Below are 22,706 nucleotides of genomic sequence, written 5' to 3'. Positions count from 1 at the left end.
GGTGGCGAAGTCATTGTCCTCGCCTGGGTTCCCGCCACCTGCACTCGAACCGCGACCGCGACCGATGCACCAGTCCCCCGTAAGTCATTGAATCTTATTGAATTAACAATGAGGGCCAATCGGGAAACCGGCGTTGATAACAAAGAGTTTTACGGGTCCACGGCTGAAGCACGGGTTCGATTCCCGCAGGGATCACCATTTGTGTGATTTCAAGCCACGCGACCAGTCTCGGGCTTGAGGATCAGATCCTCACGCGCGTGCCGGCAGACGCGATGGGTCCTGTCGCTGCGCGACGTGCTCGTAATAGGTGGATGGGGCGATCAGCAGGACACGGCAGATCGGCCCGACCCAAAGGCATCGCGGTGAGCATCAATAAAAGCGATCATCTCCGGAACGGGCGGTCGAGTTCCGCCTGCGCGAAATATGCCGACGCCCCTTCGGCCCATCAACCGCGGGATGATTCTGCGAGCGCTGCCTTCCGACGCGCGACCGCTGGTTGAAGGGCGCTCGTTGCACCCCGAGAACGACTTTGGCCCTCCTCACAAATGGACTGCGGTAGGTGACGACGATGCTAACGATTGCGCGGAACCCCGTCCCCATCTCGAACGGTATGCCGGAGCAACGTGGAGCTGACCGTGATCGATCTTTCCTGCCGCGGCTTCACGGCTGATCCCTGGACCGGAAATACTGACCCATGATGGCTACGGACTTGAAGGGTAGCCAAATCCTTCGTGCCGGCTTTCGTCTGCTGCGTGTCAAGATGTCTACCCAAGCGCTTGGTCGGATCGGGCTGTGGACTGTGCTATCGGTCCGAACGGTCCGTAGCGCGCTGCGTGACGATTTCGGCATCGCGGCGAGTTCGATCGCGTTTGCCGCCTTCCTGGCGATGATCCCGCTCGCCGGCGTCATTGCGGGCGTTTATGGCATGGTGGTTCCACCAACCGCAGTCGCCGACAATATGGACAGGATCGTCGCCATCCTGCCGGTCAGCGCACAGCATTTGGTGGCCGCGAACCTGAACCGCGGACTTGCCAGCGGTCGCGACGGGATCGTCACGCTGATCGTGTCGCTCGGGATCGCGCTGTTCAGTGCGCGTCGTGCGGGACGGTCGCTGCTTCACGGAATCAACCTAGCCTATCGGATCGAACGCGAGCGTAGCGGACTGCGCCGACAACTGGTGTCGACGATCGTAGTCCTGAGCTGCGCCGCGCTCGTACTGACAGCGCTTATCTCACTGTCCGTCCTCACTTTCCTCCAGAGCTATGTTCCCGACGGACTGCCGGGTGCCCGGCTGGCGTCGGCGATCACGCTGTTCGGTTCGTTGACGCTCGGCGCAGGTGGCGGCCTGATCATCCTGTATCGCTATGCCCCGGCGTCGGAGGCTATCGCGTGGCGCAGCGCCCTGCCCGGCACGATCGCCGGCGTTGCCCTTTGGCTGACCGCGACGATGATGTTTCGCGCCTATGTCGCGCGGTTCGCGCGCTTCGACGACACCTATGGCTCGCTATCCGCGGTCGTGGTGCTGATGCTCTGGCTGATGGTGTCGGCCTGGGCCCTTCTGCTGGGCGCGCGCCTCAATGCCGAAGCCATGTGCCATGCCGGCGAACACATAAAGGAACGTGACGAATGACCGACATCCCCGTGCAGGACCGCTACCGCAACCGCCTGCTCGGCATCATCACCGCGATCCTGCTGATCGCCGCGCTGCGCATCGGCTTTGCGGTCATCATGCCGATCGCCTTTGCCGCAATCATCGTCGCCGCGCTCTGGCCCCTGAAACGCTGGCTTGCGCGGTTCATGCCCTCCTGGGTCGCCTATACGCTGACCCTCCTGTCGCTGGTCACGATCCTCGGAGCGTTCGCCGCGGCGGTGTACCTGTCGGTCGGTCAGGTGATCGGCGCGGTTGCCTCGCAATGGGCAGGTCTCGAGCGCGGTTATAACCACCTCGCCACTTGGGCGGCGGATCGCGGCGTGCCGATCGCCGGGACGATCAACCGGCAGCGGATCACGATGCTGGTCCAGATGCTGGCGAGCGGCGTCTACGCCTTCGTCACCTATGTCGGCTTCATCGGCATCGTGGTGATGCTCGGCCTGCCCGAAGTGCCACGGCTTCGGCGCAAGCTGTACGAGATGTTCGAGGGCGGTGCGCGACGCGACATGCTCGAGGTCGGCGAAAAGATTTCCGGCCAGATCCGCCGCTATCTCGGCACCACGCTCGCGACCAGCATCCTGACCGGCGTCGCGTCATCTTTATGGTCGTGGATGACGGGGCTCGAGCTGGTGCTGGTCTGGGGCATCCTCAACTTCCTGCTCAATTTCGTCCCCGTCATCGGCAACATTGTCGGCATCGTCCCGCCTGTGCTCTTCGCGTTCATCCAGTTCGGCGGGTGGCAGATGCCGTTGCTGGTGTTCGCAGGATTCGTGGTCCTGCAGATGACGATCAGCAACGTCGTCTACCCGATCCTGCAGGGCAAGCAGCTGTCGCTGTCGCCGCTGGCTATCATCGTCGCGATGACGTTCTGGAGCTGGGTATGGGGCATCGCCGGCGCACTGATCGCGGTGCCGCTGACCGCGGCGATCGTCATGATCTGCGCCCAGTTCGATCGCAGCCGCTGGATCGCCAAGCTGTTGTCGTCGTAACGACGAGGTGAAGTGCCTAACGAACAGGAACAAAGCCTCCGGTCAGCGATTACGCCACAAGAACACGCAGTCAAAAACAGGGGATCGAAAATGAAGAAGACATTCGTAATCGCGATTGCAGCAGGGCTCGTCTCGCTTTCGGCCTGCAACTCCAGCCCACGCGAACAGGCCGCAGACAAGATCGAATCCAACACCGAAGCGGTTGCAGATAACCTCGAGGATGCCGCGGACCGGGTCGATAACGAAGCAGTTGAGGATCGTCTGGAGAACAAGGCCGACGCCGTTCGCGCAACCGGTCAAAATCAGGCTGAAGACATGCGAACGAATGATCCCGACACGAACCTGTCGAACGGCATGTAATTTTACGAGACAGGACGAGCCGCTCCCAAGCACAGCTCGCTCTGGAGGGGCGTCCAAGTAATATTGGGCGCCCTTTTCCGTTTCCTGCCGCTCTTGAGCTGACCTCAAGAGAGACACGGGAAAGCCCGGACTTTCGATCTTAGAATCTGACATCACAGAATGTAGGTGCCGTTCGGGGGCATTTGCGCACCGACGCGGAAACTTATTTGCCTTACAGGTAACGCAATTTCACATTGCGTTTGGGAAGTGAACTTCTGCCCTTAGTCCCGGGGTGTTGTCGGCTAAAGCAAGGCGGGCGCCGTGAACCCTTGCGGCAACGAGCGCGATATTGAGTCCAAGGCCACTGCCTTCGGAATTACGGCTAGCGTCGAGCCTGACAAAACGGGACAAGGCATGCTCGCGTTGATCCGGATGTATCCCCGGCCCGGTATCGGACACGATCAACCACAGCCCGTCATGACGGTGGCCGAGGCTGACTGACACGAGACCGCCTGGGGGCGTATATTTGATCGCATTGTCGATTAAGTTCGTGACGAGTTGTCCGAGAAGCGATCGCACGCCTCTGACTATCGCCGTCGATACTTTGGCATTCAGTAAGAGGCCCCGATCTTCGGCTACGGGTTCGAACAGTTCAACGGCCTCGCCGACGATTGCCGCCAGATCGACAGGAACGAACTCGCTGGCCATCGTTGTTTCCGCTCTAGCCAGTCGTAGCGTGTCGTCGATCGTCCGGAGCAGGGCATCGAGATCACTGCGCATATCCGACATCGCATCATTTTGATCCCCGCCAAGGGCCGCAAGTTCGAGCCGAGACCGGATACGCGTCAGCGGCGTCTTTAGATCATGAGCAAGCGCGTCGGTCGCGGTTCGCAGCGAATCCACCAGGCGTTCGATCTCCGCAAAGCTATGGTTCAGTGTCGCTGCAAGGCGGTCATATTCATCGCCTCGCCCCGTCACGGGCAAGCGCTCGTCCAGATGCCCGGCTCGAAAACGATCGCCGGCGGTGCTGGCAGCATCGAGAAAGGCGAGCCCGCGCCGGCTGTACCAGAAGCCGAACAGCAGGCCGATCACGCCGGTAGCCATCAGCGACCAGGCCAGTGCGGAGATATAGCGGTCATGCAGCAGGCGGCGATCGTCCGAGAGGCTGCCGACGAGCAGCCGATAGTCGTTGCCGAGAAGCACCGTACGCGCGGCGACCTGTCGCTCGATCACCAAGCCCCGCGTCGTCGCGACCTGCGTATCGAAACTACGATACCCGGTACGGTCGATCTCGCCGGGCCATTTTGCCAGGTTTCCCGCGATCGGCTGGCCCGAAGCGTCGGTCATCAGATAGATGAAGTCTGTAACGCGCGGGCGCCCGACCGCACGGGACACGGCCTGCGCCACGGCAAATGGCCCCTCGCTCTGATACCGCTCGATAAGCCCTGCCGTCTCGTCGTCGACCGCTGCCTGCGCGCGGGCGTCGAGGAGGCGTACCGTCTGGACATATTGTACGCTCAGGGCGATCCCGGTCGCGATCAACGCGATCAGCGTGATCCAAAGCGCACCGCGCAGCGCGGCTGTCGACGGCCAGCGCATCGTCAGACAGCATCCAGCCTGTAGCCCGAGCCGCGGACGGTTCGGATCATCGGACTATCGTCTGGACCGTCGATCTTGGCACGCAGGCGGCTGACATGGACGTCGACGACGTTCGTCCCCGGATCGAAATTGTAATCCCAGATCGCCTCGATCAGCATCGTCCGCGTCACCACCTGCCCGGCATGGCGGGTCAGATAGTCGAGCAGCTGATACTCCTTGTTGAGCAGTTCTATACGCCGGCCGTCGCGCATGGCCGTGCGGCCGAGCAGGTCGAGCGTCAAGGAGCCCGTCTGGCGGGTACCTTGCGTCGTGTCGGTGTCGCTGTGGCGACGGACTATCGCCTCCAGGCGTGCAACGAGTTCGCCAAACGAGAAGGGCTTGGCCAGATAATCGTCGCTACCGGCCTGAAGGCCCGCGATCTTGTCGTCCACCTGCCCCAGGGCCGATAGAAGCAGTACCGGCGTCCGATCTCCTTTCGCACGCAATGCCTTCAGCACCGACAGTCCATCGAGCTCGGGCAGGTTCCGGTCGAGAATGATCGCGTCATATCGGCCGACGATTGCGGCAGTGAGGCCATCGATGCCGGTGGCGGCGTGATCGGACACATGGCCAAGCTCCACCAGCCCACGGCGAACATAGTCTGCGGTCTGTGCGTCGTCTTCGATCAGGAGCAGCTTCAAGGTCAGACCGTTCCATTCGGGGTGTCAGGGAGCGGACGCGTGTACCGCCCCCCGGTTCCATGGGCTCAGGACTGGCCTATCGCTTCGCCTGCGATGCGCAGGTTCAGGGAAACCTGGCGGCCGTCACGCAGCACCTGTGTCGGAACGATCGAACCAATCCGAGCCTCCGCTACGGCGCGGGCAAGGTCGCGCCCGTTATCGACCGGCTTGGATCCGAAGCGCCGAACGACGTCGCCGCGTTGCAGGCCGGACCGCGCGGCTGCTCCACCATCTTCAACCTCGGCGATCAACGCGCCCTTGGTGACGTTCGATCCCATCGCGCTGGCGATCTCCGGTGTCAGGTCCTGCAACGAGACGCCGATCCTGCCGCGCGACACGTGGCCAGTTCGCGCGATCTGAAGCGCGACTTGCCGCGCCATGGTGGCAGGTATCGCAAAGCCGATACCCACATTGCCGCCAGTCGGCGAGAAGATCGCGGTGTTCACACCGACGACCCGGCCCGCGCTATCGAACAGCGGACCACCCGAGTTGCCGCTGTTGATCGCAGCATCGACCTGCAGAAAATCGTCGTAAGGCCCTGCTCCGATCTCGCGGCCGCGTGCGGAAACGATGCCGGAAGTAACGGTATTGCCAAGGCCGAACGGACTGCCAACGGCAAACACGCTATCTCCGACGCGAATATGGTCGCTGTCGCCCCATTTGATCGGGGTGAACTTACCCTGCCCTTCAATCTTCACCACGGCGACATCGATCTTGGGATCACGCCCCAGGACGCGACCGGCGAACTCGCGGCCGTCCGACATCTGGACGGTGACGCGGTCGGCGCCGTTGACGACATGGTTGTTCGTGATGACGATCCCGGATGCATCGACGATGAACCCCGAGCCTAGCGATCCGCGCTGCGGGCCTTGCTGTTGTGGCGCCTCGGATTGCCCACCGCGATCGTGCATGCCGAACCCGAACAGCTGACCCAGTCGATCGGCCAGTTCGCTGTCATCCGACCCGAACTGCGTCGGTTCGAATTGCTGCTCCTGCGCAGACGCGGGCTTGACCTGGATTTGAACGACGCTCGGTCCGACGGCCTCGACCATGTCCGATAGCGAGGCATGCACCCCTGTCGACGCGACGGCAGCGGGCCCGGGTGCCGTGAACCGCTCGGCGATGCTGGTGCGACCGTCATCCGCGGCAATCGCCCCGCCTGCGACACCGACGAGTGCCGTGGTTCCTAGCGCGACGGCAGCGATCAGCGGGCGTACGGTCAGTCGACGGTTGAGTATCACGGTCTTTGTCCTTGTCCTGTGAGCCTATGCTCCTTTTGGAACCGGACGATGAGCGCCGCCTGTTGCGAACATTACATCGCTGTAATCTTACGGCGCAGCCTGCTTGCCCGGTGCTACGCGGCCGCTCTGGACGCCGGGCGCAGCTTGATCGGTATCGACCGACCACCTCAGGCGAAGGCGGCCGCCCGCCCGCCTGGGTTCCGCCCTCCCCCCTCGCGCAACGATGCCCTCTGCGATTGCCGTGCGCTGCCGCAGGCTGCCGCCCGATACGTCGAGCGTGCGCGCGAGCCGCGCCGATGCCCAGCCTGCTTCATCGAGCGTCTGATCGTCGATGACCCCTGAGTCGATCATGACGTCCGGCAAGGCGATGTCGTTCGGCGGATCGAGAACGACGTGCCAGTCGGCTATCACAGCGTCGGCACGACGTTCCAGATCGCGGTAGCCGGCAATGCCGAGGCCGGTCAGCGGCGCCGCAGCGGCGCGGATCGTTCGCGCGGCTGGATCAAATTGCACGGATGATAGGGGAACGCCTGCGATAAGGGCGACGTCCGCGATCGCACGATCACGCTCGCGAGCGGCGCGCAGCGCATCACCATTGCCCGCCCGCGCAATCTGCGCGGCCTCGACCGCGCCGGTTTCGGGAGAGATGCGCACCTGGTCGACATGGACATCAACTGGTCGCGAGAGCCGTTGGCGGAGGTCCGCTGCAAGTTTGCGATCCGCCCCCGGCTCTATCCGTGGTGTCAGCATCACGGCGCGGACGCGTACCGGGTTCGTACCATGGTCGATCTCGACCTGGCTCAGACGCGCACCGGGTGGAAAGTCCTCCCCGAGCGCGTCGCGCACCTGCCGCTGGGCTACCGCTTCGAAAGCGATCCGACGCAGGCCGGCGCCGAGAGGAATGGACAGGACCCCGATCGCGACGGCGAACAGGACGAGTTGCCATCCGGTATGGTGCGGCGAAAGATGGCTGCCGAAGCCGTAACACCTCGCGACGAGGGCCGCCGTCAGCGCAATCGTGATGGCGTTGGTCAGGAACAGCAACAACGCGCCTGAGAAGACCACCCAGTTCCATGTCGCGATGCCGAACCCGACTACCACCAGTGGCGGCATGAGGGCGATCGCGATCGCGACCCCGACGACCGTACCCCCGCGCCCGCGGATCAGCGCATAGCCCCCTGCGATGGCCGACAGCAGTGCGACAAGCAGGTCGAACAGCGTCGGCTGCGTCCGCCCGGCAATTTCGCTGGTGATAGTCTGTACCGGCGACAGCAGGATCAGGACGACGGACAGTGCCACCGCGATCGCCGCGCCCAAGACCAACGCCGTTGCGGCGCGGCGTATCTCACGAAAGTCGAGCGTGGCGATGCCAAAGCCCAAGCCGATGATCGGCATCATCAGGGGCGACAGCAGCATGGCGCCGATCAGCACCGCGACCGACGGCATCAGCAGCCCAAGCAAGGAGATCGCAGCCGAGATGACGATCAGGAAGGCATAGCGTCCCGACCACCCCGCTTCTTCGGCGATCTGTCGCAGGACGCCGTCATGATCGACGCCTTCGGTAGCCTTGGCCATCCACGCCCGGGGGAGCGTAACGAATTTCGATGGGCTTAGATGGATTGGTTCGTCTCCGTCATAGCGAAGGTCTTAGATAGACCGTTGTACAGATTTTCGCGAAATGCCCACAGGGTGGCGATACGAGCAATATGCGCAATCGCAGACATTGCCGTCCTATATCGTGTCAACCCTGGCGCGCAGACGGGAAGAGCCGATCAAGCAGCAGAAAGTGCCCCTGCCCCGACATCTTTAGAAGTCGCCCACGATAGGCGGTGGGCCTCCCATCTGCGGCCGCTAAATCTAGGTCCCCGTTACCCAAACCCCACCCGCGTTCTCGAGCGCGCGTTCAGATAGGATGCTTTCACCTTTTGCCTTTAATCAGAGGCATGTGAAAGCCACTGAGAGCCCAATCGTTCGCGATATTCCGGACGGAACGTACGTCGAGCTTGTTGCCAGTCTGTGCGGCACGCGCATGCCCGCAGTGATCATGACGCTGTTGTTCCTTATGGTTGGTGCGCTCAGCGTCCGTGCCTCACAGGATATCGCTCTGGCCAGCTTGGTTGCGATGGGAGGCTGCGCGAGCGTGGCCCGCCTTGTCGTTCTTGTCCGCGGTAGACGGTTGTACGACAACACCGAAACGCCCTTGGTCGACGCCCAGCGCTTTGAACGTCAGTTTGCGCTCACCTATTGGGCCTTCGCGACAGTTTTTGGTCTGTTTGCCGCACGATCGTACATGCTGCCACCTGCAGAATGGCAGATGCCCATCGGCATTCTCGTCGTGGGCTACGCTGCCGGAGCAGCGTCTACCGTTGCGATGCGTCCTTACATTGTCGTTCCGAGCCTGATTTTCGCAGTGACACCACCGGCTGCCATTCTTTTGTTCCGGGGAGATGCGAATGCCAGTGTATCGTCTCTATGCCTGTTTGCGCTGCTCGCTGGTGGCCTTCGTAGCGCCCGCCAACGATATCGATCGCAGTCGGCCAAGGCGACTACGCGACACGCCTTTGCTCGTCAGGTCAAAACGGATCATCTGACTGGGCTTGGCAACCGTCTCGCTCTTGCCGAGGCATTTGAGACAAACGCCCGGCCAGAACGACACGGGCGTATCGCTTTTCATTATGTTGACCTTGACGACTTCAAACCAGTCAACGACCGCCTTGGTCATCAGGTAGGCGATAGCCTGCTATGTTTGGTCGCCGATAGGTTGCGGGCATGCAGTAATCCTGGCGACGTGGTTGTTCGGCTCGGTGGCGACGAATTTGTCGTTGTGCAAATCAACTCCGATTCCGACCTCGACGTTGAGCGACACAGATTACGCATTGAGCAGGCCTTAAACGGTTCATACGTGTTGGGCAGCCATTCGGTGAACTGCGCCGCTAGCGTCGGATCAAGCCGCTACACTGGTAACAATCAGAGTATGAACTGCCTTCTGGTGGCTGCAGACGAAGTGCTGAGACGGAGAAAGGCGGAGCGGAAAAGTCGCATTGGAAGTCCGCCTGTCGATACCGGCAGTCTCAAACAACGTGATGCAATCGATTACGCCTCGGTCGCGGAAGGGCGCACAGACAGCTACCCGGTCACGCACGAAATGTTGAGTGATGGCGAAGTGTATGAACGATTAGCCGTCACCGGCATCGCCGCAACGACGTGGGAAAGTGCGCCCGATGGTCTTATCGAGACCGACAGTCCCAGCTGGCGGGCCTATACCGGTCAAAGCTATGACGATTGGAAAGGCTATGGTTGGCTAACTGCAATCCATCCCGACGACCGAGTAGCTACGATGCAGAAGTGGCGTGAAACCGTACACGATCAGCAAGCCGTTGATGCGGAGTACCGTTTAAGAGGAAAGAACGGGATGTACCGTTGGATGAGCGTCCATGCCGTTCCGTTGCGCACTAAGGATGGACGGATTGTCAGGTGGTTGGGTATTAACATTGATATTGACGATCGAAGGAAGCTACAACTAACGCAAAATACCAAAAGTCTTCTGGCCTAAAATCAAAAAGACCCACTTGCGGTCATTCGCGGTCTCTTTCTGGCTCCCCAACTTCTGTCATCCATTCAGTATTGCAGCAAAGAAGGTGCTGAGCCTCGGCCCTGTCCGCTGCCTAGCCGGCTTTCAAAAGAATGATGGGCCGGCAAAGCTTTTGCCCGCTCATCAACGGGCTGTCGGCTGCATAAGCTCTATCGTGATATGATCGGGGCCTGAAACGTAGGCCACCAACGTTCCCTTCCGTGGACCACCCAGGATCGGCAGCGGATTGCCTTTCGCCTTCCATCCTGCTGCCTCGACGCGGGCAATGGCGACACTAATATCCTTTACGGTCAGAGCCAGGTGGGCCGCTCCGATCGATCCCGCGCCGCTAGGCACCGTCCCGTTCTGGAGCCCGTTTGAATATTCCAACAGTTCGACCACGTAGCCGTCTCGTGCCTTGACGATCGCCGTTCTCACTTTCGGATCATCGACACCTGTCACCTGATGCAGGAAGTCGCCCTCCATCTCCGATTGCCGCTCAAGTGTAAAACCGAGCGCTCCCGTCCAGAACCGAACGGCTTCGTCCAAAGACGACACAACAAAGCCTGTGTGGTCCACGGCAATTACGTTTGCGGTGTCCGTCATTACTGCCCTCTCACTGGTATGCCGGCCGTGCTTACCACGCGACCGTTCACCATCGTAAACCGCTTTCCCTAAACCCTTCCCCGCATACACTTTCCCAATATGGGCTGATGGGCACGGAGAAACGGAAAGGCTTTGAGCCTCTTAAAGCAGCAAGTTCCAGGATGCGAAAGACCTTGGGAGCAGACGAGCTTGGTCATGCAGCTATCAGGCGATCAGCGGCCGCGGAGACCCATAATCAGACGTCCCCGCCCCCTCCCAGCTTCCAACTTCGGCCGCTCGTCCATCTCCGTGTTACGACTGCTTTTGGCGCCTGATCCTGCGAACTCGAATGTCGCGACGAGGCGATAGTTTAGGAAGCAGGCTGTAGTTTAGGAAGCAGGCTGTCCAAATCTGAGTTTTGTGCCCGATGAGCTGCGGACGGCTTTTGCGGGGGGCTCAGGCACGTGATTAGCGGCGACGTTACGTCGAACCGTCGGTGCCAATCCGGATTCCTCATTCCACAGAACCAGGATTGTAGCGATCGGTGCGGCGGTGAGGATCAGCAGGAAAAGACCCATCAGCCATTCGTTGGTTTCTAGCGGCTGCGAGAAGCTACCGCTGGGCTGCATCGACGGGCTAGGTCGCATCGGGCGCCTGCCGGCTTTCCTGGGGTGAAACGCGCGGTTCGCGGTCGCTCGGTGGGCAGACGGCCTGATCTGCGACCGATCATAGGTCGCGCGTGCTTCCTTCTTTCCCAAAACGGAATACGCCTCGTTGATCTCTTTCGCACGAGCAGAAACATCCACACCATGATTTGCATCGGGGTGATATTGACGGAGCAGCGCTTTCCAGGCGGCGTGGATAGTTTCGCGACTTGCCGTCGAGGGCACCTCTAAAACAGAATAATAATTGGGTGAGAGAGCCATCTGGCCATTACTTGCGGCTAAAACGCGAAAAAGAAAAGTCCGCCTGGCGCGTGATCTAAACCTAGCCTCCTGGGTGATCCAAAGGGCAGCTTTAGGCGCCAACAGCCAGATGGCTACCATTCCCATCCGCAACATCCTGCTTTCGATGACACGACGCCGCCCCCCGGGCGCTAACCTACATCCGGATGCCTAGGCGGCCTCGCCCGCTCCCAAACTTCGGACATCTATTCATCTCGGCACCATGACCGCCTTGCGTGCCCCCGGCATCATGCGCACCGCGCCGGGTCCGTTCGTCGGCTGCAAACTGTCGCTTTCCTCAACAACAGATCACTTCGACACCTTGCCCATACTCGTCAGACTCGGGACATTCCTTCGGATGTCTCTCGATTTATAGCTTGCCGATCCAAAGGCATGCCAATCAACGCTTCGTGGAACGCGCCCCATAGTCAACGCACTCTACCAGACTGTGAAATCCGATTCATAGAAGCTTTAACATACTGTCATGTATGGTTATTCTTACGAATATCGGTCCACTTCGGAACTTGTATGAGCTCCGAAACGATATTGCGCAGCTAATCCGGCATGTTTCAAGCCATTGCAAATCGAACCTGAACGGCATCGTTCAGGCTACCGCCTCTGAAGCGCTTTACTGCGCGGTTCACCTTTCTTTACGCGAAATCTGGAGACACCCGATGGGATCTGCTGCAGCCATGCCCGAGACGAAAGACACGGCGCAGCGCAGCGTGCCTACCGGTACGCTCGACGCGCTCAACTTCTTCTTGGCGGACGTCCGCGACGGGCTCGGGCCGTATCTCGCAATCTACCTGCTGGTCGTACGTGGGCCTTCGCATGGCTGGAACGAGGCGACGGTCGGCCTCGTGCTGACCATCGCCGGGATCGTCGGCCTGTTGTCGCAGACGCCGGCGGGCGGGTTGATCGACCGGGCGAAGAACAAGCCGCGCATCGTCATCGCCGGCGCCCTGCTGGTGACGCTGAGCAGCCTGTCACTGCCGATCGTCTCGGGCTTCACGATGGTAACGATTACCCAGTCGATCGCGGCTGCGGCGGGCGCGATCTTTGCGCCGGCCATCTCGGCGATCACGCTGGGGCTGGTCGGGCCGAAGCTGTTCGCCAAGCGGGTCGGTCGCAACGAGGCGTTCAACCACGCCGGCAATGCCGTGTCGGCAGCGCTTGCCGGCGTCCTTGCCTGGTCGTTCGGTCCGGTCGTCGTCTTCTGGCTGATGGCGGGGCTAACGGTCGCCAGCGTCATCGTCGCGGGGCGGCTGAAGAACGACGACATCGACAATGCGGTCGCGCGCGGCCTCGACTGCGAGCCGGGGGAAGGCTGCGAGGAGCCGAGCGGCTGGAAGACGTTGATCGAGAACCGTCCGCTGATGATCTTCGCGGCAGCCGCGTTCACTTTCCATCTCGCCAACGCGGCAATGCTGACCTCGGTCAGCCAGCTGCTCGGTCGTACCGTCGGCACCGACAAGGCGACGTCGCTAACTGCCGCGTGCATCGTCGCGGCGCAGCTCGTGATGGTGCCGGTCGCGATCGTCGTCGGGCGCAACACCGAACGCTGGGGCACCAAGCCGATCTTCCTGGTCGCGTTCGGCTTCCTAGCGGCGCGCGGCGCTCTCTACACCGTGTCGAACGATCCGTGGTGGCTGGTCGGCGTACAGGCGCTCGACGGGATCGGCGCGGGGATATTCGGCGCCTTGTTCCCGGTGATCGTTGCCGACCTGACCAAGGGATCCGGCCGGTTCAACGTCAGCCAAGGCGTCGTTTCGAGCGTGTTCGGCCTGGGGGCAGCATTGTCGGCGACGCTGGCCGGGTCAATCATCGTCTGGGCCGGATACAGCGCGAGCTTCCTGACACTCGCCGGGATCGCAGCAGCTGGGTTCGTGTTGTACCTCACCGCCATGCCGGAGACGCACAAGTGACCCACCCTTCCTCCATCACATGGGTGCACATCGGCGATCTGCACATGGACGAGGCGAACGACTGGCAAAGCCGCAACCGGCTCGCCGCGATCGTCGCGGAAATCAACGCGCATATCGGCGACGCCGCGGACTTCGTCTACCTGCCCGGCGACAATGCCAATCACGCGACGGCCGAACAATACCGGGTCATCGCCGATACGCTCGCTTCCCTGCGCCTGCCCTACCGGGTCATCCCCGGCGATCACGATTTCGAACTCGGCGATCTCGCGCATTACGACGCCGCTTTTGCCGAAGCGAACCGGCCCGAGGTCGAGGTCATCGCCGGGCATCGCTGCATCTTCCTCGATATCGTTTCGGCGGGTGCGGGCGGCCCCGATTTTCGACTGACGATGCACCACCGCAACCGCCTGCTGGAGGAACTCGCGCGCGCCGAGGCGGAGCGGCAGACGCCGGTCGTGTTCATGCATGCCTATCCCGGCGACCTCGCCGCGGATGGCGAGGATATTGCCCGCATCTTCGCCGACGCCCGCGTCGCCTTCGTCGATACCGGGCATACGCATTACAACGAACTGCTCAACGACGGACGGGTCGTCTACGGCGCAACGCGTTCGACCGGCGAGATCGAGGAAGGCGGCGGCAAGCCCGGTTTTTCGATCGTCACGCTCCACGGTCGCGTGCCGAGCTGGCGGTTCAAGAAAACAGGCAGCGACTGGCCGTTCGTCCAGATCGTCGCGCCTGCCGACATCCGGCTGGTGACGCGCCCCGCCGAGGCCACGCAGGTCCCGCGGCCGGGCGAAGTTGAGATCGTCGCCAAGCTGTTCGGCGGCACGACACAGCCGGTGCTGCTGTCGGTCGACGATGGCATCGCCCAGCCGATGCTCGCCGTCTCTGGCACGGCGCTTTGGTCGTTGCGCATCACGCTCGACGCCGGGCTCCACCGCGTTGCGGCCAGCGTCGGCACCGACCGCGATATGGTCGAAATCCTGGTCCGCGGCGAAGCGGATATCCCGCGGCGCGGCGTGCCGATTGCGCCGGGTCGCGATCTCCACAGCATCGGCGCGTGGCCCGAGCACGGCATCGCCGGCACGCAGCTCGGCCCGAACAAGAATGGGAAGCACTGGTGATCCTCGCGACCGGCGCTACCTGGGGTATCTGCGCCGCCTCGACCGCTGCGGTGATCGCACGACCGTTCCGCTGGCCGGAGGCGATCTGGGCGGTGGCAGGGGCAGCGTTGCTGCTGCTGTTCGGGCTGATGCCCCTGCCTGCGGCGATCGGCGCGGTCGCCAAGGGCATGGATGTCTATCTGTTCCTGATCGGTATGATGCTGCTCAGCGAGGTCGCGCGCGCGCAAGGGTTGTTCGATTGGGTCGCGGCGACCGCGGCGATCCACGCAAAGGGATCGACCGCACGGCTGTTCGCGCTGGTCTACGTCACCGGCATCGTCACGACGACCTTCCTGTCGAACGACGCGACCGCGGTGGTGCTGACCCCGGCAGTCTATGCCGCGGCAAAGAAGGCAAAGGCTGACCCCCTGCCGCTGCTGTTCGCGTGCGCGCTGATCGCCAATGCGGCAAGCTTCGTCCTGCCGATCTCCAACCCCGCCAACCTCGTCCTCTACGGTGGCAAGATGCCGCCGCTTGGGCAATGGTTCGCCTCGTTCGCGCTGCCATCGCTGGCGTCGATCGTCGTCACGTTCGCCGTGCTACGCTGGCTCGAGCGCACGCGACTGGCAGGCAGCTGCACCAGCGCGGTCGAGCGCACCCCGCTCACCGCGGGCGGCAAGGCCGCGTTCGTCGGGATCGTCGCCACCGCAATCGTACTGCTAACCGTATCCGCGCTCGATATCGAACTCGGCCTGCCGACCGCGATCGCCGGTATCGTCACGACGCTGGCGGTCTGCACGATCGCGCGGTCGTCGCCGGTCGCGCTGCTGCGCGATATCTCGTGGAGCGTGCTGCCGCTCGTCGCTGGACTGTTCGTCCTGGTCGAAGCGCTCGACCTGACCGGCGTGATCGCGTGGGTCGCGCACGCGATCCGCACCGCGTCGGCCGATCCGGCGCAGGCGTCGGCGGTATCGGGGACGATCCTGGCGTTCGGATCGAACCTGATGAACAACCTGCCCGCAGGCCTGGTTGCCAGCACCGCGGTTGCCCAGGCCCAGCCGCCCAAGCTGGTCATTGATGGCTTGCTGATCGGCGTCGACCTTGGCCCCAATCTGTCCATCACCGGCAGCCTAGCGACGATATTGTGGTTGCAGGCGATCCGGCGGGAGGGGCAGGATATCGGGTTCTGGCGGTTCCTCAAAGTCGGCGCGGTGGCGATGCCGCTGGCATTGATCGCTGCTTTGGGTGTCAGGATTGCCCTAGGATGACACGGGATGAAATGACGCCGGATGGGATGACGCGCGACGGGATGTGGCGGCGCCTGCTGATCGCTCTGTTCGTGGCTGCGGTGGCGTTTACCGGCTACCACGCCGCGCGCACCGTCAGCGACGCGATCTACTGGAACGCTCACCGCGACGAACCGATCGAGCGCTGGATGACGATCGGGTACGTCGCGCATTCGTATCATGTGCCACCCCACGTCCTCCACCGCGCGCTGAACCTGCCCCCGGAACCCGATCGCCGTCCGCTCGGCCGCATCGCGCAGGACACTGGGCAAACAATGACGCAGATCGAAGCCAAGCTCACTTACGCGATCGTCCACGCCCGACCGCCCTACCCACCACCCGCCCCGCCATTGCAGTCTTCCCCGTCGACGAGATCGAAGTCGTGACTGAACAGCTCCTGGAACTGCTGACGACCTACGGATTGCCTGCCCTATTTGGAGCAATGGTGCTGGCGGCTGCGGGGCTTCCTTTCCCCAGTTCGTTGACGCTCATCGCAATGGGATCGTTCGTTGCGCAAGGTGAACTAAGCTTCTGGCCGGTAGTGCTCTCAGGTGCGGCCGGCGCTGTGCTTGGCGACCAGATCGGCTATGCATTTGGTCGTTTTGGGGGCCGCCCGCTTCTTACAACCGTGACCAAGCGCATCGGTGGCGCTGACAAAGTGGCCCAAGCGGAAACCTATTCACGGAAATGGGCAGGTTGGGGCATCTTTTTCAGCCGCTGGTTGATCGGCCCGCTTGGACCTTGGATAAATGTAACGAGCGGGCTTACGGAATACCCCTGGAGATGGTTCATCCTGCTCGACGTTGCCGGCGAACTGCTTTGGCTTCTCATATACGTCTCGCTCGGACGCCAATTTAGTGATCAGGTTCAGACCGTGGCCAGCTTACTCGGCAATCTTACCTGGGTCGTACTAGGTCTTCTTGTCACAGGATTTCTGGGATGGAAGCTGTTCGGGAAAAGAAAAGCAGAAGTACCTTCGGAAGGAACTGTTTGAAGACTGATTATCCCCGGTCGGTCTAAACGGCACGGCGGAAAACGTCAGACGACCCATAAGTCGCCGTTCGGGCGACGTTCCCCGCGTGTCAACCTCCGCCGTTCATTCATCGAGTTCCAAGGCAGCGCTTGCCTTCGGTTGAAGCGGTTGGTCGAAATGACTGCTTAGGAATCGGTGGCTTCCGAAAGTCATCCCGACCGCTGCGAAAAAGGGCCGCCTTACCTAGTAGTCGCGGTGCCGAGTACCGGCCTAGCTCAGTACCAAACAGCTTTGATACGCGGCCGAACAGTTCGACTGATTAATACGGACTGTCATAAAAGGTCAGTATAACTGACGCGGTTATGTCGCGTCGATATCATAGGCGAGGCGCTCGAGGCCGCAGATTGGTCTCACAATGGGTAGGACCAGCTCTTCCATCCTCGGGAGGCCTATCTGCCCGCCCCTCTCGGAGATGCTGGCCCAATGTTATTCCTTTCGCCCGCCAGACGCGTCCGGTGGATCGCGTCCGCGGCCTGTGCGCTTCCACTGTTGTTCGTAGCTAGTGCCGCAAACGCCGAAGACCCGACCGCTGATCCCGAGCAGACCAAGTCCGAGATCATCGTCATGGGCGATCGCACGATCCGCTCGGACAAGGAGCAATCGACGTCGGTACGTGACTCGATCGTATTCGACGATCTCGAGACGCTGTCGGCCGACGGCAGCGTCGCAGGCCAGTTGATCCTACTGCCCGGTATCAGCGCGATCGAGGACGGCGATGCGCCGCGGTTCGTCAGCATCCGCGGCATCTCGCCCGATCTCAACCAGACCACCATCGACGGGATCACGCTCGCTACGATCGGCAACGACGGCGAAGGATCGCGCAAGGTCAACCTCCAGCAGATTCCGTCGGAACTTGCCTTCCACAATGACGTCTACAAGACCTTCACTGCCGAACAGGACGGCGCGGCGATCGGCGGGATCGTCGACATCGTCACGCGCAGCGCGTTCGGGCTGAAGCGCCGGTACGTTATGGTCGACGGCTATGGCATCTATTCATCGTTCAAGGGCGATGGCGGCAGCAATGCCGGCAACGGCAGCACGCCGCATTTCGGCGGTGGCGGCAAGATGGTGTTTGCCGACAAGTTCGGCGCGGGCGACCAGTTCGGCGTAGTCCTGTCGGCGCGCTACGAGAACCGTATCCGCAACTCGCGTAAATGGTGGCAGGACACCAAATATTACTTCAGCGACGCCGGCAAGAAGCTGGCCGGCCCCGACGATCCCGCGTGGAACGGCATCGCCGTGCCGTACAACCACAGCTATGGCAGCTACACCAACCGCCTTCAAACTGCGGGCAGTTCGGCGAAGTTCGAATGGCGTCCGCTTGGCACCGACATCTATGCGTCGCTGCTGGGGTTCAATTATCGTCAGTGGGAATCCTCGACGATGAACAAGAACGATTACTACACCAAGAACAGCGTCAGCGACCTGACCGCGGAGGGCGGCGGATCGGACATCAACAGCCTCTATTCACGCTATCGCTACGATACCTGGAACAAGGCGACGGTCGGCGCGATCGGCAATGTCGAATGGCATGACGACCGCTCGTCGTTGCGCGTTCGCGGTGGCTATACGCGCGCCCGGTACGACAATACGCAGCCCTATATCGGCGTCCGCGCCTATCCGACGGGGCTTTCGCTGGACTGGGCGGCGGGCAATGACGGCACCGGCGGGCTGCCCTATGTCACCGGGATCAACAAGCCCGGCCTTGTGCTCGGATCTCCCTACAAGCTCAGCACAGCGCAGACGACCTACCGCATGGCCAACGAGGGGCTAGCCAATGCGCGCGTCGACTATGGCTGGAATGCCGAGCCGGAGGATCGCGGCTTCGGGTTTGTCACCGGTATCGAGTTCCGAAACCTGGAACTGGCGCGCAACGTCGACATGACCGAATACAAGCTCGGTCAGGCGATGAACGCCTATCTCTATGATCCCGGCTACGTCCCGGTCGGCGCGCCCCAATCGTTCCCGTGGGTCGACTGGGCCCGCGTGAAGAAGGAGTTGTGGCCCAAGTTCGTCAAGGACGTCCCCAATTCCACCTATGACAGCATTACCGGCGACTATCGCTACACCGAGCGGCTGGTAACGCCGTTTCTGTCGCTACATTACGCCACTGACGACACGACGTTGGTTGCGGGCGTCCGCTACGACCACACGCGCTTTTCCGCGTTCCAGCCCACGATCACCGGCGGCACCGCATCGTCGGTCATGACGCGGAACAAAGGCGGGTACCAGTACCTGCTGCCGTCGTTCACCGGCATCCAGGACTTCGCCGGCGGAAAGAAGCTTCGTTTCTCGTACAGCCGCACGCTCGGCCGTCCGACGCCCGGCAACATCGCGCAGCCGGAATCGCTTAATTGCGGCGACGAGGACTCGGGCGGGGCGGATTGCTCGATCAGCCGCGGCAATCCCGATCTGCGCCCGCGTCGGTCGGACAATCTCGATGTCCAGCTCGAGCAGTATTTTCACAAGGACGGCATCATCTCGCTCGGCGCGTTCGCCAAGTGGATCAAGGACGACATCTTCACGCTGACCACGACGCAGCTGATCGACGACGTCAACTACCGGGTTCGCCAGCCGCTCAACGCGGACAATTCGCGCCTCTACGGTATCGAGTTCCAGGCGGCCGATCACGATGTGAACCTGTTCGGCCAGCGGATCGATCCGTTCTTCAACGCGACCTGGCTGAAGGGGCGGATGTCGATCACCAGCGATGCCGGATCGCGTACGCTCGACCGGCTAATCTACCAGCCGAAATGGATCATCAACGGCGGCGCGACGCTTCGCCTGCCCGCGATCGACGGCGCGTTCCGCACGACCGTCACGCACCGCGGCAGTTACATGGAGGGCATCGGCGAGACCGCGCAGGACGACAACGGCCGCGCGGAGCTGACCACCGTCAACCTCAGCCTGTGGCACCGCGTGACGAAACACGTGACGTTCAAATACGAGATCACCAACCTGCTAAACGACCAGCCGAAATTCCTGGTCGGCAACGGCCTTCGCTACGTCAGCGAAGTCGACGACTATGGCCAGGGTGCCTTTTTCCACATCATGCTGCGCTGATACGCCGAACGGAGTTACGACCATGTACGAAGTCGATCGCCGCTATCTTCTGTCCGCCCTGGGGCGCCTGATCGCCGCTGGTGTCCTGCCTTGGCGGGCCTCCGCCGCCGAGGTGCGGCCCCGCAACCTGATCGAGGCCCCGCGCTTCCCCACCCCGCCGTTCACGTTGGGCGTCGCGGCCGGCGATCCGGACGCGACCGGCTTCGTCATCTGGACCCGGCTTGCCCCGCTGCCGCTTCAACCGGATGGCGGGATGATGATGGCTCCGGTGCTGGTCGCATGGGAGGTCGCCGCCGATCCCGACTTCCGTCAGGTGCTTCAGCGCGGCGAGGCGATCGCACACCCTGAGCTGGCGCATTCGGTCCATGTCGAGGTCGCCGGACTCGCCCCCGCGCGGCCCTATTGGTACCGCTTCACCTGCGGCGGCGAGCGTAGCGGCACCGGCCGCGGGGCGACCCTGCCCCCGCCAGGCGCACCGCTCGATCGCGTGCGCTTCGCCGTCGCCGGGTGCCAGCATTACGAGGAGGGCTATTACACCGCATGGCGTCACATCGCCGCCGAACCGATCGACTTCGTGTTCCATTACGGCGACTATATCTACGAGGGGCCGGACCGCGGCGAACAGGCGCGCGGCGCGAAGAAGCCGCTGGTGCGTCGCCACCTCGGCCACGAAATCTATTCGATCGGCGATTACCGCCAGCGCTACGCGCAGTATAAGAGTGATCCCGATCTCCAGGCCGCGCACGCCGCCGCGCCCTGGTTCGTCAGCTTCGACGATCACGAGGTCGACAACAACTGGGCCGGCGACATCGACCAGGACAACACCGCGCCGGAGGTGTTCCGGACGCGGCGTGCGATGGCGATGCAGGCGTATTACGAGCATATGCCGCTACGCCGCTCGTCGATGCCCGACGGATCGCACATGCAAATGTACCGCGGCGCACGCTTCGGCGATCTGATGGACGCGTTCTTCCTCGATACGCGGCAGTATCGTTCCGACCAGGTCTACGGCGACCGTGATGCGCCGCAAGGACCGGACGCCTTCGCCACCGACCGATCTATCACCGGCGCCCCGCAGGAAGCGTGGCTGTTCAAGGGGCTGGATCGCTCGAAGGCACGCTGGAACCTGATCGCGCAGCAGGTCTGCCTGATGAACCTCGGCTATCACAAGGTGGGCCAGACCGAGCAGCTGGTCTCGATGGACCAATGGTCGGGCTACATGAACAGCCGCCGTCGCCTGCTTGCGCACATCGACGCGCATTGCCCCGGCAACGTCATGACCGTCAGCGGTGACGCGCACCGCCATTACGCTGGCGACCTGATCCAGGATCACGGCAACGGCAAGATCATCAGCAGCGAATACCTCGCGACCTCGATCAGCTCGGGGGCGGACGGCGTAGGCGAGGACGACGACTACACTCGTTCGTCCCGCGCCGAAAATGCGAACCTGAAGGCCCTGACTGACCGGCGTGGCTATGTCTTATGCGACGTCGGTCGCGATCTATGGCGCGGCGACCTGAAAGTCCTGAACACGATCGCGACGCGGAACGGGACGCTCTCGACGCACGCCAGCTTCGTTACCGAGCGCGGCAAGCCAGGCTTGCATCACGCCTGACCGGTGCGCGAGACTACTTAGCGAAATCTGCTCGCATGTTTGAATGGGCCAGCTCCAGCCGTTCACGCGCTGATTCAACACCCCAACTTTAGGCACTCATGCATGTTCGCGGTGAGAAAATGTTGTGTTATCGATTACGATCTTGCCGAACGGGCCGGTGTCGAAGCGGTCGAGCGCATCTGGTAGCTCGGCAATCATAAAGCGGCTGTCAATTACCGGGGTCATGTTGGTCCGTTCTACCGCGCGCACCATGTCCTCAAACGCACGGCGATGACCGGTGCCAATGCCGTGGATCGTCACGTCCTTCATCATGAGCGGCATAACGGGCGAGGAGATGTCAAAACCATCGAGCGCGCCGATCTGATAGATGCGTCCGCCGACAGCGGCGGCCCGTACCGACTGGCCGAGAAAAGTCCCGCCGACGGTCTCTAAAATGTGATCCGCGCCTCGGTCGTCAGTCAACGCATATAGAGCTTCGAGCCAATCCGCTTGGCGTCGATCCATTGCATGGTCGGCTCCCAGCGCCAGGACACGATCGATCTTCTCCGAGCTACAAGAGACGAGCACTTTCGCCCCATGCAACTTCGCGAACTGGAGCCCGAAAAGCGCCACTCCGCCAGTCCCCCGGATTAATACGGTGTCGCCGGCGCGCACTCCGCCGCGCTCGACCAGTGCGAACCAGGCGGTGAGCGCAGCGCAGGGCAGCGTACTCGCTTGGGCGTCGTCCAACGCCGATGGTGCCGTGACCAGCCAGTCTTCAGGCAGTACAACATACTCTGCCAGTACGCCGGCGAAATAGCCGCCGAGGGTGCGATAGGCTGGGGTGCGGGCCGTGCCTGCGCGGGCACCATCGATCCACTCGGGCGTGAAGCAGGAGATCACGCGATCGCCAACCGCGAACCGTTCGGCATCGTCGCCCATCGCCACGATGCGGCCAGCTAGATCCGAGCCCGGCGTGAATGGAAAGTCGAGCGTAAGCCCGCGCCCGCTATCGATAACCATCTTGTCGCGGTGGTTGAGGGAAACCGCGCCGACCTTGACGA

At 62.2% G+C, this 22,706-nt stretch carries 18 protein-coding genes, 1 pseudogene and 1 other annotated feature; of the genes and pseudogenes, 11 read left to right on the top strand and 8 right to left on the bottom strand.

All coding sequences use genetic code 11. From position 1 onward, the window contains the following. Window positions 1-252: 252 nt before the first annotated feature. Window positions 253-413, bottom strand: a pseudogene (locus C8J42_RS17330) (IS3 family transposase); the annotation flags it as partial. Continuing rightward, window positions 313-428: a sequence feature (AL1L pseudoknot), on the bottom strand. It overlaps the preceding pseudogene by 101 nt. A 332-nt stretch (window positions 429-760) precedes the next feature. On the opposite strand from C8J42_RS17330, the gene C8J42_RS17325 reads away from it, so the two are divergent. From C8J42_RS17325 to C8J42_RS17315, 3 genes are read left to right on the top strand one after another with little or no spacing between them, the layout of a single operon-like run. After that, the gene (locus tag C8J42_RS17325) at window positions 761-1,630 is read left to right on the top strand and encodes a YihY/virulence factor BrkB family protein (RefSeq protein WP_165895538.1); all 870 of its coding nucleotides are present in this window, start codon (window positions 761-763) and stop codon (window positions 1,628-1,630) included. Then, window positions 1,627-2,640, top strand: a complete 1,014-nt coding sequence (locus C8J42_RS17320) for an AI-2E family transporter (protein ID WP_056483529.1) — start codon at window positions 1,627-1,629, stop codon at window positions 2,638-2,640. Before C8J42_RS17325 ends, C8J42_RS17320 begins: the two co-directional genes overlap by 4 nt. A 12-nt stretch (window positions 2,641-2,652) precedes the next feature. Then, entirely contained in the window at window positions 2,653-3,000 is a 348-nt protein-coding gene (locus tag C8J42_RS17315; protein WP_243644569.1) for a hypothetical protein, read from the top strand. Between the two features lie 228 nt (window positions 3,001-3,228). Here the strand turns inward: C8J42_RS17315 and C8J42_RS17310 are convergent, their stop codons facing one another. The 4 genes from C8J42_RS17310 to C8J42_RS17295 form a co-directional block, all read right to left on the bottom strand. Continuing rightward, window positions 3,229-4,578, bottom strand: a complete 1,350-nt coding sequence (locus C8J42_RS17310) for a HAMP domain-containing sensor histidine kinase (RefSeq protein ID WP_133021085.1) — start codon at window positions 4,576-4,578, stop codon at window positions 3,229-3,231. A gap of 2 nt (window positions 4,579-4,580) precedes the next feature. Beyond that, window positions 4,581-5,264 carry a response regulator transcription factor gene (locus tag C8J42_RS17305; protein WP_279388763.1) on the bottom strand — a complete coding sequence of 228 codons (684 nt, stop codon included), beginning with the start codon at window positions 5,262-5,264 and terminating at the stop codon, window positions 4,581-4,583. A 59-nt stretch (window positions 5,265-5,323) separates the two neighbouring features. Continuing rightward, window positions 5,324-6,538 (bottom strand): trypsin-like peptidase domain-containing protein, encoded by a 1,215-nt coding sequence (locus C8J42_RS17300; RefSeq protein WP_133021083.1) that lies wholly within the window; start codon window positions 6,536-6,538, stop codon window positions 5,324-5,326. An 87-nt stretch (window positions 6,539-6,625) separates the two neighbouring features. Beyond that, entirely contained in the window at window positions 6,626-8,113 is a 1,488-nt protein-coding gene (locus tag C8J42_RS17295) for a DUF389 domain-containing protein (protein WP_133021082.1), read from the bottom strand. A gap of 469 nt (window positions 8,114-8,582) precedes the next feature. Here C8J42_RS17295 and C8J42_RS17290 point away from each other — a divergent pair, with 469 nt between their 5' ends. Next, the gene (locus tag C8J42_RS17290) at window positions 8,583-10,091 is read left to right on the top strand and encodes a diguanylate cyclase (protein ID WP_207897166.1); all 1,509 of its coding nucleotides are present in this window, start codon (window positions 8,583-8,585) and stop codon (window positions 10,089-10,091) included. Between the two features lie 162 nt (window positions 10,092-10,253). Here C8J42_RS17290 and C8J42_RS17285 read toward each other — a convergent pair whose 3' ends face one another. After that, entirely contained in the window at window positions 10,254-10,715 is a 462-nt protein-coding gene (locus C8J42_RS17285) for a VOC family protein (protein ID WP_133021080.1), read from the bottom strand. Window positions 10,716-11,083: 368 nt separating this feature from the next. Continuing rightward, entirely contained in the window at window positions 11,084-11,740 is a 657-nt protein-coding gene (locus tag C8J42_RS17280) for a J domain-containing protein (protein ID WP_165895537.1), read from the bottom strand. Between the two features lie 590 nt (window positions 11,741-12,330). On the opposite strand from C8J42_RS17280, the gene C8J42_RS17275 reads away from it, so the two are divergent. From C8J42_RS17275 to C8J42_RS17245, 7 genes are all read left to right on the top strand, one after another. Next, entirely contained in the window at window positions 12,331-13,563 is a 1,233-nt protein-coding gene (locus C8J42_RS17275; protein WP_243644568.1) for an MFS transporter, read from the top strand. Next, entirely contained in the window at window positions 13,560-14,687 is a 1,128-nt protein-coding gene (locus tag C8J42_RS17270) for a metallophosphoesterase (protein ID WP_243644567.1), read from the top strand. Before C8J42_RS17275 ends, C8J42_RS17270 begins: the two co-directional genes overlap by 4 nt. Then, window positions 14,684-15,934: an arsenic transporter gene (locus tag C8J42_RS17265; RefSeq protein ID WP_133021077.1), complete on the top strand. Its 1,251-nt coding sequence runs from the start codon at window positions 14,684-14,686 to the stop codon at window positions 15,932-15,934. Before C8J42_RS17270 ends, C8J42_RS17265 begins: the two co-directional genes overlap by 4 nt. Continuing rightward, window positions 15,931-16,338 (top strand): hypothetical protein, encoded by a 408-nt coding sequence (locus C8J42_RS17260; RefSeq protein ID WP_243644566.1) that lies wholly within the window; start codon window positions 15,931-15,933, stop codon window positions 16,336-16,338. Before C8J42_RS17265 ends, C8J42_RS17260 begins: the two co-directional genes overlap by 4 nt. Further along, the gene (locus tag C8J42_RS17255) at window positions 16,335-16,946 is read left to right on the top strand and encodes a DedA family protein (protein WP_056483499.1); all 612 of its coding nucleotides are present in this window, start codon (window positions 16,335-16,337) and stop codon (window positions 16,944-16,946) included. Before C8J42_RS17260 ends, C8J42_RS17255 begins: the two co-directional genes overlap by 4 nt. A gap of 462 nt (window positions 16,947-17,408) precedes the next feature. Beyond that, window positions 17,409-20,048 carry a TonB-dependent receptor gene (locus C8J42_RS17250; RefSeq protein WP_133021076.1) on the top strand — a complete coding sequence of 880 codons (2,640 nt, stop codon included), beginning with the start codon at window positions 17,409-17,411 and terminating at the stop codon, window positions 20,046-20,048. A 22-nt stretch (window positions 20,049-20,070) separates the two neighbouring features. Continuing rightward, a complete protein-coding gene (locus C8J42_RS17245; RefSeq protein WP_133021075.1) occupies window positions 20,071-21,663 on the top strand; it encodes an alkaline phosphatase D family protein in 1,593 nt (530 codons plus the stop codon). Between the two features lie 96 nt (window positions 21,664-21,759). On the opposite strand, the gene C8J42_RS17240 is transcribed toward C8J42_RS17245, so the two are convergent. Continuing rightward, on the bottom strand, window positions 21,760-22,706 hold a 947-nt coding region (locus C8J42_RS17240), incomplete at its 5' end, for an NAD(P)-dependent alcohol dehydrogenase (protein ID WP_133021074.1).

It is taken from the genome of Sphingomonas sp. PP-CE-1A-559 (assembly GCF_004340965.1).
Classification (GTDB): Bacteria; Pseudomonadota; Alphaproteobacteria; order Sphingomonadales; family Sphingomonadaceae; genus Sphingomonas.
Note: the sequence above shows the minus strand (reverse complement) of the source record. Positions and strands in the feature narration are given on the sequence as shown.